A 13,545-nucleotide genomic window follows, 5' to 3' on the forward strand; every position below is an offset into this window, starting at 1 on the left:
GGGCCGCCTACTTGGCGCCCTTGCGCTTCTCCTCGGCCTCGGCGATCGAGTCGTGGATGCCGAAGACCTTGGTCAGCCCCGTGATCCGGAAGATCTTGAGGATGCGCTCCTGGGTGCACACGAGCTCCAGCGAGCCGTCGTGGGCGCGCACCCGCTTCAGCCCGCCGACGAGCACGCCGAGACCGGTCGAGTCGAGGAACTCCACCTTCTCCATGTCCACGAGCAGGTGGAACTTGCCCTTGTTCACCAGGTCGATGAGCTTCTCGCGAAGCTTCGGCGCCGTGTAGACGTCGATCTCGCCCTCCACGTTGATGACGGTGAGGCCATCGTCGGTGGTGTAGTCGTTAACCTTCAGATCCACAGATCCTCCACGCGCCGTGCAGCTATCCGATCCCGCCGTCCGGCCCCATGGGCAGGCGCCGAACGCCGAGACTTCGCCGTGATTCAACCACGCTCCGGCGTCGTGTACGCGCGTAATCGCCCACACGGGCGAAAGTTCGCGCCATCCCGTCTGACCTGCTGATCTCAGGGTCAGAGCAGGGGGAACGGGCCCTCCGGCGCCGGGGCGTTCCCGTAGTTTTGCCCCGGCTGGCACACTGAAAACCTGATGGGCGCCCAAAGATCCTCAACTCCCCTGGACCGGCTGCTCGCCGACCCCGGACGGCGCGAACGCATCACCCATGTGGAGAGCGTTCCCGCACGTCAGGGGCGCCGAGCCGCGTGGCCCTCCTGGTCGCCGCCGCTGCTGGTGGAGCGGCTGGCCGCCGCCGGCATCGAGTCCCCCTGGGAGCACCAGTCCGCCGCGGCCGAGCACGCCCGCGCCGGACGTTCTGTGATCATCGCCACAGGGACGGCGTCCGGCAAGTCGCTCGCCTACCTGCTGCCCTGCGTCGAGGCGATCTACGCGGGCGACGAGAACCCTCGCCACGAGGGGACGGTTCTCTACCTCTCGCCGACCAAGGCTCTGGCAGCCGACCAGCTCCGCGCTCTCCGCGCGCTGCGCCTCACCAAGGTTCGCGCGGCGACCTACGACGGCGACACGCCGCAGGACGAGCGGACGTGGGTCCGGCAGCACGCCAACTACGTGCTGACCAACCCAGACATGCTGCACAGGTCGATCCTTCCCGGGCATGCCCGGTGGTCGTCCTTCCTGCGCCGCCTCCGTTATGTCGTCATCGACGAGGCCCACGGGTACCGCGGGGTCTTCGGGTCGCACGTCGCGCAGGTTCTGCGCCGTTTGCGCCGGGTGTGCGGGCGCTACCACGCCTCTCCCACGTTCATCCTCGCTTCGGCCACCGCGTCGGAGCCCGCTACGGCCGCGTCCCGTCTTACCGGCCTTGATGTAGTGGCCGTGGACGAGGACGCCTCCCCGCGGGGCCCCGCCACGTTCGCCCTATGGGAGCCGCCACTGACGGACTTGCGCGGTGAGCAGGGCGCACCCGTTCGCCGTACGGCCACCGCTGAGGCCGGTGACCTCTTGGCAGACCTTGTCGTCGAGGGTGTCCAGACGCTTGCCTTCGTCCGGTCCAGGCGGGGCGCAGAGTCGGTGGCGCTCAGCGCCAAGCGCGCTCTGCACGAGGTAGCCCCCGGCTTGGCCGAGCAGGTCGCCGCCTACCGGGCGGGTTATCTGCCCGAGGAACGGCGCGCCCTGGAGGCCGCGCTGCGCTCGCGCTCGATCATCGGCCTCGCGAGCACGAACGCCCTGGAGCTCGGTGTGGACGTCTCCGGGCTCGACGCGGTCCTGGTGTGCGGATGGCCGGGCACCCGCGCGTCCCTCTGGCAGCAGGCAGGGCGCGCCGGACGTTCCGGGCAGGCGGCCCTGTCCGTCCTGGTGGCCCGCGACGACCCGCTCGACACGTTCCTCGTCCACCACCCCGAGGCGATCTTCGGGACGCCGGTCGAGGCCACCGTGCTCGACCCCGACAACCCCTACGTGCTCGAACCGCACCTGTGCGCGGCGGCGTCCGAGATGCCGCTCACCGAGGACGACCTCCCGCTCTTCGGGCCCGCGACCGCCGACCTCCTGCCGGACCTGGTGCGGCGCGGTCTCCTGCGCCGCCGTCCCGCCGGCTGGTACTGGACGCGCCGCGACAGGGCCTGCGACCTCGCCGACATCCGGGGCGCGGGCGGCGCTCCCATCCAGGTCGTCGAGGCGTCCACCGGCCGGCTCCTCGGCACCGTGGATGAGCCGTCCGCGCACACCACCGTCCACGACGGCGCCGTCTACATCCACCAAGGCGAGTCGTTCATCGTCCAGACCCTCGACCTGGACGACTCCGTCGCGCTCGTCGAGGCGGCCGACCCCGACTACTCGACCACCGCCCGCGACGTCACCGACATCAGCATCGTGGAGCGGCTCCGCTCGGTCTCCTGGGGCGAGGCCACGCTCAGCTTCGGGACCGTCGAGGTCACCCGCCAAGTGGTCGCCTACCAGATGCGCCGCTTGCAGACAGGGGAGATGCTCGGCGAAAAGCCCCTGGACCTGCCGCCGCGGACCCTCCGAACGCGCGCCGTCTGGTGGACCCTCTCCGAAGCCCAGATCTCACGTCTGGACGACCTCGACCTGGCAGGCGCCGCCCACGCCGCCGAACACGCCTCGATCGGTCTGCTCCCCTTGTTCGCCACGTGCGACCGCTGGGACATCGGCGGCGTCTCTACGGCCGTCCACCCAGATACCGGGCTGCTCACCGTCTTCGTCTACGACGGCCACGAAGGCGGCGCCGGGTTCGCCGAGCGCGGTTACGGCGACGCCGCCGCCTGGCTACGCGCTACCCGCGACGCCATCGCGTCCTGCGAGTGCGATTCAGGCTGCCCGTCCTGCATCCAGTCCCCCAAATGCGGTAACGGCAACGACCCCCTGGACAAGCGCGGCGCCCTCGACCTTCTGGCCGTCCTCCTTCACGAGGCACCGGCGTAGCGAGGTCAGTTGGGCGCGACGCGCTGGGCGGGGACGGAGGCCTGGTCGTCCATCCCGCGTCGGGCCTGGGCCAGAGCCTGCTGCAGCCTGCGCCGCTCCATCTCCAGCGTCTGCAGGGACTCCTCGTGCTCGTCCCGCAGGTCCCGCAGCTCGCGCCGCATGTTCATCGTGCGCCGGAACCCCAGCGACGCGACCATCATCCCCGCCATGAACACGATGGCGACGATGGCACCGGCCATGAAGACGTGCCATTGCGAGGTGACCCCCGGAACCTCGTCGCCGAACAGGGTCAGCTGGGCCGCATCCGGGTTGTCCAGCACCACGGCCACGCCGGCCGCTCCGGCGGCGAGCGCGACGAGCAGTCCCAGGAAGATCATGCGGAGGGTCTCCTCTCCATCGGGCCCCTGTGCAGGACGGGGCCGAGGTCTCGGACGACGGACCGCATTGCCGGACAAGCCAGACGATCCGACTGGCAAGGCAGCCTAGACCTTGCCCAGACCCCTCGCCAGCCCCACCGCCAACACCCACCCCAAGAAGCCCAAGCCACACCCAGGCAAAACCCCACCCCCCACACGCACTCACACGCTCGCGCGTCGCCTGCGCCCACGAACTGACCGAACCCACGCACTGCCCGGCCCGACAGACCGACCGAACCAACGCCCACCCCCAGCCGAGCTCACGCTTCACCTGCGCCCACACGCTGACCGAGCCCACGCACTGACCGCCCTGACAGGCCAGCCGAACCCACGCACACGCCCAGCCGAGCTCGCGCTTAGCCTGCGCTCACACGCTGGTCGCCTTCACGCGCTGACCGGCCTCACGCACTGACCGGCCTCACGCACTGGCCGGGCTCACCCACTGACCGGGCTCACGCACTTTGGCCGGGCTTGCGGGTCGGCCAGGCTCACGGGTCGGTTGCGCTTGTGGGTCGCCGGGGCACGTGTTGGGGGTGGGTTGGGTGGGCGGTTGTTGGATTTGTGGCGGGCCAACCGACGCGTGGGCGATCAGACCGAACATGGTGGCGACCACAAGTTGAAGGCGGTCGTGTGGGCGGGGACAACGTCGTGCGGCGATACGCAGTTGTAGGGGCGGGCGGAGGAGGGGCATCAGCGCGACGGCCACCACTCACCCCCTGGCCGAGGTCAGCAGCGCTTTCCCGGCGGCGGCAACTCCCACAGTCGGCGCCCCAAGGGAGCGGGCGCGGCGAGGGGCCAGCGAGTGCGAGGTGGACTCCCTCCCGGTGCGGACGCGGTTCCGCGGCGTGACGCATGACGGTAGCCGACGCACGAACGCAGCCGACATGTAAGCGCGGCCAGCGTATGAGGGGCGGTCAGCGCGTAAGCGTGGCCGCGGTGCCAGCACCACCGCCGTGCCAGCACCACCGCCGTGACAGCACCACCGCCGTGCCAGCACGGTCGCCGTGACAGCACGGTCGCCGTGTCAGGACGGTCGGTGATACTCGGCCAGCCCGACCAGGGCCGGAGGATGTGAGCATGGCCGGTACGTGAGGGTGGCCGACGTGACGGTGTGGCTGACGTGTCAGCGTGGTCGGTGCGGGCGGTGCCGCAACTCGGCGCCTAGCCGGTTGAGGAGCCGCGGCGACCGCGTCATCCGCTCCGCGACGTGCCCTCGCACGCCGTCTCCTCCCGCCAAGGATGAGCGAACCCACCACATCCAGCTCACTCGGAGATGGCTTGGGCCCCGCGATCCGTCCGCGGTGTCCAGATGGGTTACTTGCGGCGGCGGCCGCGCTTGGGCTTCGTCTTCGCGCCGGAGTTGGCGAGGCGGACGTTCACTCCGCCGGAGGGCTTGCCGAGGGTCGCGGGCCGGCGGCCGGCCTTCGGCTTCGCGTCGCGGACGGCGGTGCGGGTCGCGCGCTTGGAGGAGCGGGCTCCCTTGGCTCCGGCGGCCACCACCGGGGCGGTCTTGGCGAGGGCCTCGGCGCGCGCGATCTGCTCGCGCGACTTGCTCACCCGCTTGCGGCCGGTGCCGCTGCGTGCGATGCGGGCCGCCATGCCGTTGCTGCTCGTGCCCGCCTGGGCGACGCGCAGGCGGCGCGTCCAGGTCCCGAGGTGGGCGGCGACGATCAGCAGGACCAGCGCGATGCCGACGCTCTTGCCCCACTGGAGCCGGTCGGTCGCCGCGATGTTCTGGGCCTTCGGCGAGTCGGTGGCGATCTGCGGCGCGGGGTAGGTGAACCCGGGCGTCGCACCGTCCGGCTGGACGGACGGGAGGGTCACCGGCGAGTCGTTGTTGAACGGGGTCAGCGGCGTCCCGGCGCTGGGGACCCCGGAACCGCCGGACGGCAGTGACGGCACCGAACCGCCGCCAGGAACGGAACCGGTCCCGCCTCCCAGTGAAGCGGTCGCCGATGCGATGCCCGAGTAGATCGAGCCACCCGTGCCCGTGGACCGGATCGCCTTGACGCCCACCGAGGCCGCGCCGCTGGACCTGGTCAGCGACAGGGTGGTGGAGCAGCTCGTTCCCGAGCAGAGGGAGTTCAGCGAGCCGGACTTGGACTTCACGCCCGAACCGGCGAGCGCGTAGCCGGTGAGGTCGTCTTCGAGGCCGCGGTTCCACTTCACGACGAGCTTGCCGCCGGACGCGCTGGCGGACACGCCGGTGGGCGCGGCCGGCGCGATGCGCACGGTGAAGGTGTTGGAGTCGTAGACGTGGTTGGTCTGCTTGCCGAGCAGGTAGACCTTGTAACGACCATTCCGGCTGATCGAGAAGGTTCCGGACATATCGCCGGAGAGACCCTTCTCCTGGAGGAACGTGTCGCCTATCCCGGGACCGTCCACCCGGAGCTGCATCGTGATCGCGAAGTCGAAGTGAGCCTTCGCGGTGACCTGGGAGCCGCTGCTGATGACAGCGCCGTCCGACGGGGTGATGACGCTGGTCGAGGCCGCCTGCGCAGGCAGGGCGGCGAGTACCGGGAAGCTCATCGCAAGGGGTGCCGCAAGCGCGATCGCACCGATCCTGCGAATGATGGTCACGGCCTCAATCCCTTCGACAGCTCGCGCCGGTCTTCCGCCGGGCGCACCGCACCTGACGATAACTACGGGCTTACGGCAGCGTAACGTACCACCGGGTAGCAAAAGTCACAGAGGGATGACAAAGAGGAACGCGTTTCACTCTGCGCACCCTCCCCGCCTCTATTGACACTCAGTGCAACGAGACATGTGGCGCCAGGGTACGCCGTCCTGCTCCGCAGGACCAGCCCTTGCCCGAGAAACGATCCGCCGCCCCTTCAGTCCCATGAGCATCGGGACTTCGACAGCCACCGAGACGTCGACGATCTCACCCCGCACCCGGCACCGCACCACCCGCGCCCCCGACCCGACCGCGATCTCCCTTGCCCTCGCGCAGGCGGACCTGCCCCCATCGGCGACTCGCGCCGCCCCCGCGAGTGCCGCCATGTCGGCCGCTGCCTCACCCCGATGCCGCGCTCCCCGAACCCCACCGACCAGGATCGCAGCCACCCCCACCACCCAGACAAGCACTGCGAACCCCAGAACCCAGATCGTCCCGGACCCTCGATCCCCACCCCACAACCTCATTCGCCCTCACCTCCCCCGCGTCCCCCGCGTCCCCAACCGGTGACCTCACTGCCCCTCCCCTCTGGCCGTCCTCATTGCCGTCCCTCACTGCACGTCGGCTCGTCGCTCTGCCCTCGTGCGCGGTTTCTTTTACTTCCACTCGCCTGTTGGTGCCGTCCTGGTGGTCATGGGGTGGCGGGTGGGGTGCTGGGTTCTGTTTCAGCGGCCGCGTGGGCGTGGATGATGACGGCTGGTAGGCCGATCGCGGTGGCGGGGGCTACGGGGGCCGAGATGTCGACGCGGACGGTGGCCTCGTCGCGGTGGAGCCGGACGGTCGCCTCCTTCGGGACGCCGCTCTCCACCAGCTCGCGGACGGCGCTGAGGGACTCGCCTCTGGCCGCCGCCCGGGCGCCGCTCCGGGCCGCGTCCGTACAGGCGAGTTGTACGGACGCCGCCCTGACGCCCCACAGCGCGATCGCGGTGACCAGCACCAGGGAGGGGAGGGCCACGGCGATCTCCGCCGTGGCCATCCCGCGATCCCTCAACCGGCCAGATTGAGCGCCTTCTCGATGATCCGTAAGAGCATCGTCTTCACCTGGGGACTGGTCACGATCTTGAACAGCAGGCCCGCGAAGGCCGCCGCGGTGAATGTTATCTGGGGTAGTTGAGCGAACAAGCTGGTCAGAGGCTTGTAGTTCTGTCAGCCACGTAAGGCACGTGATGGGAAGTGTCGCCCCAGCCTGGGGCTGTAGCGCGCGTAGGTCCGTTCGGGAGTCGATTGATCTGAGTCGATGCCGCGGTGACCGATGGCGGCCGCGGGATCGGTCTTTGGCGCGGTTGGCGGTGGCGGCCAGATCGCTGTTCGTAAGGTCGCGGTATGGACCTCCCTGCCCAGGCTGCTCCGCCCGGCGAGCCTGATGGGCCAGGACCGCCGGGTCCGGCCGGCTCCAGGGACCGGGTCGCTGGGTCGCGGGGCTTGGTGCGTTGGGTGTGTTGCTGGATGCTGCCTCGGCTGCGCTGGGGGGTGGCGGGCGGAGTGGCGATCAACCAGGTTCTCAGCGAGGGTCGTTGGGCGTGGTGGTGGCTGGTCATCGCGCTGGTCCTGGCCAGGACCGCCGCCGTGGTCACCCATAAGATCGCCAGTGCCCGCCGCGGCACCGCGGCCACCGGCCAGGTCCAGGTCGAGCCCTGTTCAGGGGTCTCTGCGGGCACGGAGATCAGGCAGGTGGGGATCCTGGTGGCCGGTCCCGGCAGATATTGGAACTGCTCCGTCGAAGTCAGAGCCCGCGGGGCGTCCGTACGACACACTCGCGGGTATGCGCGAGAACCCCACCGGGAGCGGCCTGCGAAGGCTGCCGCCGCTACAGGAGTTGGAACAGGTCGCCGAGTCGCTGAACCTGCCCGGGGTCGGGCAGGCGGGCCTGAGCGAAGACGCGACGGACCTGGAGCGTGCGGCGGTTTTGCTGGCCCATATCGCTGCCTGGGCGGCCGATGGAGCTCAGAACGCCAAGTACGGGGGAGCGGACTACCTGCGGCAGCCTGGCCGTTACGCCTTCCGGGTCGAGGCCGTCGAGGAGGGCAGTAGCCACTGGCGCGACGTGGGAGGCGGAGACGGGTACGGCATCCAGGAGTCGGCCGACGGGCCCGAGGCGTTCGCCGCCGCCGTCATGCTGCGGTTCCTTGGGCATGTCCGCGCCCACCGCGACGACTACGAGGACCTGTTCGACGAGGACGTCCACGTCCGGGTGAGCGTGTGGGACGTCCACAGCGTGGCCAGCTCCTGGCCCTCGATGCGCGCCCCCGAAGACCTACCGGACCCGGCCCGGTTCGCCTTCCACCTCGCAGCCAACAAGATCAGCCCGCATGCCCGGGAACTGCGCACACCCGTTCAGGTGCACCGGCACATCTTCGGCTGAAGCCGCAGGAAGAGCGGGGCGCCACCGTTGAAGGCGGACGGCGGGGTGAAACCATGCTGGCCCGAAGCGGCCGATTCAGACCGGGCCGGTCGGGTGCCACGTGCGTGCACTGATCACGACCATTGTCGGGATGCGCCCCCTAAGAGGGCAGAGTTGAGGCGGTCAAGGCATCTGCCGCGGTTCCTCTGGGACGGCGATGGTGATAGGTACCGTCCAGACCGGCAGTCCCGTCTTGGAGCACTTCAGAACCAGCATGATGGATGACGTGGATCGTCGGCGCCGCCGAACGTGTGGGCTTTCGTCCTCGCTCATGGGGTGCAAGTGGAGTTCGAGGGTCTCGCCGACGGTGAGCCGACCATTGCTCCGCGTCGGCCTTATCCGAGGCGGGGCACCGGCCAATCGTGGGCCTCCTAGAAGGTGGAGGAAGCCGTAGGCGCCTTCGTGGACGGTGAGGGTGATCTCGTCGAGTCTGCCGAGCGGGAGCGGGCCGGATAGGTGGAGCAGCAGTCTCACACCGGAGCCTAAGCTGTCCCGGCTGACGGTGACGGTGAACTGGGGAGTCAGCTCCGCATGCCGGCGGTCGGCCTCGATCTGGCTGAGGAGTTGATCGGCGCGGGCCGAGCGATGAGCGGCCCGCCAGGCGGCGGTGCTGATGAAGGTGCCGATGATGGAAACGGCAAGGGCGGTTCCGGCGATCGGGTCCACGCCTGGCACGGTAACGGCGCGCCTGGTCCCAGATCCCCGGTTGGAAGCGGATCTGCCGGTATCGGCCGATCTCCTTGGTCCAGTGGCTCCGCCCAGAGGGTGGGGGTATTCCGGTGTTGCGGGGCGGACTTGCAGCTCATACAGAACAAGGAGCAATCCCCGCGTGCGCGCGGCCGAACGCGCGACGATGCGCTGGACGGCTGATAGAGCCCCGGGGTAGGGCGATACGGTCTGCTCCTCGCCCGTGCGCGTGACATGCCGAGGTCGTTAGCCTGGCCCGCACGACCGAGTCGGCGCAGGCTATCGCCGTCGTCGTGTGTCCAGAGCGTGGTGGCCAGGTCGAGCCCGCCGCAGCCGAGCCCGGTGTGGCCGGGATGGGCGGTATCGGTCCAGGCGGCTGGCGGGTGCGGCAGGATGCGGTGCCATGGCGAGACAAGGGGCGCGGCGGGGGGGCGGGCGCCGTTGGGCGGCGGCGGCGTTGGTCGGCGCGGTGATCGTGGCGGGACTGGTGTGGGCGGTGACCGGCTCGCATTCGGAGAAGGGGTGGTGGGGCGACAAGGCGCTGGAGCGGGCCAGTTGGGTCGGTGCGATCGCGGCGACGTTGGCGATCGTGGTGGCCGTGGTGCGGTGGGCGTGGCTGTGGAACGCCGACCGGCCGTTACGGGAGTTGGCCGGCCCGGACGGGTTTTTGGGGGATGCGCCGCGGCCGGGGCGGCGGTTCGTCAAGCGCCCGGACCTGTCCGGTCGGGCCGTGGCGGCCCTGCGGCGCCGGCCGCGTAGGGGGCATCGTGCGCCGGTGGTGGCGTTGGTGGGGTTCGGTGGGGCGGGCAAGTCGACGCTGGCCGCCGCGGTTTCGCGGACATGGCGGTTGCGGCGCCGCTATAAGACGGCGGTGTGGTTGAAGGCCGAGCCCGGAACTGATCCGCTGGCGCTGCTGACCCGGTTCGCTCGCCTGCTCGGCGTCGTCGAGCCGGCTTACGCCAGCGTGGACGAGGCCCGCGACAGTTTGAAAGCGCTGCTGCGGCGTCGGCGGCTGCTGATCGTGCTGGACAACGTGTGGACCCGCGCCCCCCTGGACGCAGTGCTCGACCTTGGATCTGGCTGCCCTGTGCTGTTCACCACCCGCAGCAACGACCTCGCTCTGACCAGCGACGCCACCGTAGTGGAGATCGACGAGCTCACCCAGACCCAGGCGCTGGACATCTTGGCGGTCTGGACCAACCAGCGCGCCGCCGAGCTCCCGCAGGGGGCCTACCGGTTGTGCACCCGGCTGCAGAACCTGGCCCTGGGCGTGGCGATGGCCGGCGCGATGGCCTGCCGCGGCCGCAGCTACGACGACATCCTCACCCTCATCGACCAAGACTTGCAGCAGGTCAAAGGGGACTTCACTCCGCAGTACGAGCACCCGAGCCTGCGCGCCGCGATCGACATCGGTATCGACGACCTGCCGCCCGCCGACCGCAACCGCTACCTGCAACTAGCGGTGTTCACCGGCCGCGGCCCGTTCACCGCAACCGCCGCCGCCGCGCTCTGGCACCCCCACACCGACCTGCAAACCAAAGCCCTGCTCACTGACCTGATCGGGCGGTCCCTGCTCACGCCCGTCGGTGCAGGTGGAGACGGGGGCGGCTGGTACGTGGCGCACGACCTGCACTATGACACCTGCATCCAGCGACTCGGACCCGAGCAGGTACGCGCCGCGCACACCGCCCTCCTAACCGGCTATCAGGTTCGTGGGTCCGGCGACTGGACCGACATCGCTGCCAGCGATCTCTATCTGCCCGGCAACCTGGCCTGGCACCTGACCCAAGCCGGCCACTGTGAGGACCTGGTACGGCTGCTCAGCCGGCTGAGCTGGATGCTGTTGCGGATCACCACCGCCAGTCTGCCTGACCTGATCAGCGATTACACACACACCGCCCACCCACGGGCGATAGCGATCCGTCGGGCGTTGATGAAGTCCGCACCCGCACTCACCCGGCCCAGCACTGGGCTGGCAGGGCTGCTCACCGGACAGCTCGTCGGCCGCCTCGTCGAGCACCCCGATCCCGAGGTCGCCGCCTGGGCCGCAACATTGCAACCGCCTGAACCCACCTGGCGGTTGGAGTCCCTAACGCCCGGCGTCCTCATCCCCGCCGAACATCCCCTCGAACTTATCCTTACTGGCCACAGTGACGCGGTGACGTCGGTGGCGTTCAGTCCGGACGGTGCCCGTGCCCTCACCGCTGGTCTCGACGGCACAGCGCGGATGTGGGACACCGCCACCGGCCGCGAACTCTTTCGGCTCACCGGCCACTCAGGCAGGGTGATGTCGGTGGCGTTCAGTCCGGACGGTGGCCGCGTACTCACTGCTGGCTTCGACGGCCCGGCGCGGATTTGGGACGCCGTCACTGGCCGCGAACTGCTCACCGGCCCCTTCGGGTCGGCGGTGTCGGCGGCGTTCAGTCCGGATGGTGGGCGCGCTCTCACAGGCGGCGGCGTCGGGGCGCGCATTTGGGACACCGCCACCGGCCGCGAACTTCTCCGACTCACCGGCCATACCCGGCAGGTGTTGTCGGTGGCGTTCAGTCCGGACGGCGGGCGCGTACTCACTGCTGGCTTCGGCGGCCCGGTGCGGATGTGGGACGCCGCCACCGGCCGTGAACTCTTTCAGCTCACCGGCCACCACCGCTCAGTCGGGTCGGTGGCGTTCAGTCCGGACGGTTCTCGTGCCCTCACGGGCGGCGACGACGGCACGGCGCGGGTGTGGGACTCCGCCACCGGCCGCGAGATCCTTCAACTCACCGGGCCTACCCGCCATGTCTCTGCGGTGGCGTTCAGTCCCGACGGTGACCGCGTCCTCACCGGCGACTCTGACGGCACGGCGCGGGTGTGGGACGCCGCCACCGGCCGCGAACTTCTCCGACTCACCGGCCACACCCGGCCGGTGGTGTCGGTGGCGTTCAGTCCGGACGGTGCCCGTGCCCTCACCGGTGGTGGCGATGGTACGGCGCGGATCTGGGACACCGCTAACGGGTTGGCCGAGCCACCCCCGCGATCTACCGCGCTCCTTCCCGGACCGTCCGCTCTCAGTTCGGACGGGACCCGTGTGCTGACCGGGGACTCTGACGGCACGGCGCGGGTGTGGGATGCGGCCACCGGCCGCGAGCTCCTCCAGTTCACCGGCCACTTCGGGTCGGTGGTGTCGGTGGCGTTGAGTCCGGACGGCGGGCGCGCTCTCGTAGGCGGCGCTATCGGCCCGGCGCGGATGTGGGACACCTCCACCGGCCGCGTTCTCTACCAGCTCCCCGGGGCCGCCCGCCGGGTCTATGCGGTGGCGTTCAGTCCGGACGGTGACCGCGTCCTCATCGGTGACCATGACGGCCCGGCGCGATTGTGGGACACCGCCACCGGCCGCGAACTTCTACGACTCAACGGGCCCACCCGCCAGGTCTATGCGGTGGCGTTCTCACCGGACGGTGACCGTGTCCTCACCGGCGACTCTGACGGCACGGCGCGGGTGTGGGACGCCGCCACCGGCCGCGAACTCCTTCAACTCACCAGCCACACTGGGCAGGTCTCCGCGGTGGCGTTCAGTCCGGACGGTGACCGCGTCCTCACCGGCGACTCTGACGGCACGGCGCGGGTGTGGGACACCGCCACCGGCCGCCAACTCCTCCGGCTCACTGGCCCCACCACCTCGGTGGTGTCGGTGGCGTATAGCCCGGACGGTGATCGCATCCTCACCGGCAACTCCGACAGCATGGTTCGGGTATGGGACGTTGCGGATGGATGTGAGTTGGCCCTGTGGCGCAGTGACCGACGGGTGTCGGAGTGCCGGTTCGCCCCCGATGACTCCGCCAAGGTCATCGTCGTTGACGGTGAGGCCCATCAGTTGCAACTCATGCCGCCCATCTGACCTTGCCGGGCGCAGCAGCGGCGCGGTGCGAGACTGGAGTAATGCGCCGGTTGCGGCCCGTACTGCCAGGACTGGGTCATCCCGAGTTCGACGGCGATTTCGCCGCGGGGCGCGCCTAATACTCCAGCCGCGCACGGAGGCCGCTGCCGTGGTGTACGGCTCGGTGTCCGGCGGCAGTACGGCGACCTCGCCGCCGGGGCCCGGCTGGCTTATCGAGGAGGGGGGCACCTTGGAGGCCGCGATCTTTGTATCGCTGAACACCACGGAGGACCGGTCCGGCCGGGCGGTCGGGCGTGCTGCGCTGAACGCGGCGCGGGAGGGGACTGAGGCCACTTCGTACGGGCAGCGATCCCCTCATCACCGGACGGGCCCTGAAGACCGGCGTCCAGCTGTCGACCGTTTCCGACAGAGACCGGGGGGCGCAAGGCTGGATCCCGGGTGGGAAAGGTTGGTCCGTCGTCGTGGTGGCCCCGTGTATGTCCTCCCGGACCGGCGATCCGCCCACATCCGGACGGCACACACTCGGATCGGCTGCGTGGTAGACAACTAGCGTGGCAACCGATGCAGCGG

The 13,545-nt window shown here is 70.0% G+C and carries 10 protein-coding genes; 3 read left to right on the top strand and 7 right to left on the bottom strand.

Going from position 1 to position 13,545, the window contains the following annotated elements:
- Positions 1 to 7: 7 nt before the first annotated feature.
- Positions 8 to 361, bottom strand: a complete 354-nt coding sequence (locus tag AB0K37_RS06895; protein WP_021597910.1) for an STAS domain-containing protein — start codon at positions 359 to 361, stop codon at positions 8 to 10.
- Between the two features lie 246 nt (positions 362 to 607).
- On the opposite strand from AB0K37_RS06895, the gene AB0K37_RS06900 reads away from it, so the two are divergent.
- Positions 608 to 2,917: a DEAD/DEAH box helicase gene (locus AB0K37_RS06900; RefSeq protein ID WP_363975974.1), complete on the top strand. Its 2,310-nt coding sequence runs from the start codon at positions 608 to 610 to the stop codon at positions 2,915 to 2,917.
- Between the two features lie 5 nt (positions 2,918 to 2,922).
- Here AB0K37_RS06900 and AB0K37_RS06905 read toward each other — a convergent pair whose 3' ends face one another.
- The 5 genes from AB0K37_RS06905 to AB0K37_RS06925 all read right to left on the bottom strand — a co-directional run bounded on the left by AB0K37_RS06905 (position 2,923) and on the right by AB0K37_RS06925 (position 7,132).
- Positions 2,923 to 3,294, bottom strand: a complete 372-nt coding sequence (locus tag AB0K37_RS06905) for a hypothetical protein (RefSeq protein WP_363975977.1) — start codon at positions 3,292 to 3,294, stop codon at positions 2,923 to 2,925.
- A 1,353-nt stretch (positions 3,295 to 4,647) separates the two neighbouring features.
- On the bottom strand, positions 4,648 to 5,862 hold the full coding sequence (locus tag AB0K37_RS06910) for a hypothetical protein (RefSeq protein WP_363975980.1): 1,215 nt from the start codon (positions 5,860 to 5,862) through the stop codon (positions 4,648 to 4,650).
- A 210-nt stretch (positions 5,863 to 6,072) separates the two neighbouring features.
- Positions 6,073 to 6,477, bottom strand: coding sequence for an Rv3654c family TadE-like protein (locus AB0K37_RS06915; protein WP_363975982.1), 405 nt, complete (start codon positions 6,475 to 6,477; stop codon positions 6,073 to 6,075).
- Positions 6,478 to 6,641: 164 nt separating this feature from the next.
- A complete protein-coding gene (locus AB0K37_RS06920; protein ID WP_363975985.1) occupies positions 6,642 to 6,986 on the bottom strand; it encodes a TadE family type IV pilus minor pilin in 345 nt (114 codons plus the stop codon).
- A gap of 11 nt (positions 6,987 to 6,997) precedes the next feature.
- The gene (locus AB0K37_RS06925; protein ID WP_363975988.1) at positions 6,998 to 7,132 is read right to left on the bottom strand and encodes a DUF4244 domain-containing protein; all 135 of its coding nucleotides are present in this window, start codon (positions 7,130 to 7,132) and stop codon (positions 6,998 to 7,000) included.
- Between the two features lie 640 nt (positions 7,133 to 7,772).
- On the opposite strand from AB0K37_RS06925, the gene AB0K37_RS06930 reads away from it, so the two are divergent.
- On the top strand, positions 7,773 to 8,372 hold the full coding sequence (locus AB0K37_RS06930) for a hypothetical protein (RefSeq protein WP_363975991.1): 600 nt from the start codon (positions 7,773 to 7,775) through the stop codon (positions 8,370 to 8,372).
- Between the two features lie 162 nt (positions 8,373 to 8,534).
- On the opposite strand, the gene AB0K37_RS06935 is transcribed toward AB0K37_RS06930, so the two are convergent.
- A complete protein-coding gene (locus AB0K37_RS06935) occupies positions 8,535 to 9,077 on the bottom strand; it encodes a hypothetical protein (RefSeq protein WP_363975994.1) in 543 nt (180 codons plus the stop codon).
- Between the two features lie 478 nt (positions 9,078 to 9,555).
- Between AB0K37_RS06935 and AB0K37_RS06940 the strand changes: the two genes are divergently transcribed.
- A complete protein-coding gene (locus AB0K37_RS06940; RefSeq protein ID WP_363975997.1) occupies positions 9,556 to 12,975 on the top strand; it encodes an NB-ARC domain-containing protein in 3,420 nt (1,139 codons plus the stop codon).
- Positions 12,976 to 13,545 lie beyond the last annotated feature (570 nt).

This window comes from Actinomadura sp. NPDC049753, assembly GCF_040674655.1.
Lineage (GTDB): Bacteria > Actinomycetota > Actinomycetes > Streptosporangiales > Streptosporangiaceae > Spirillospora > Spirillospora verrucosospora.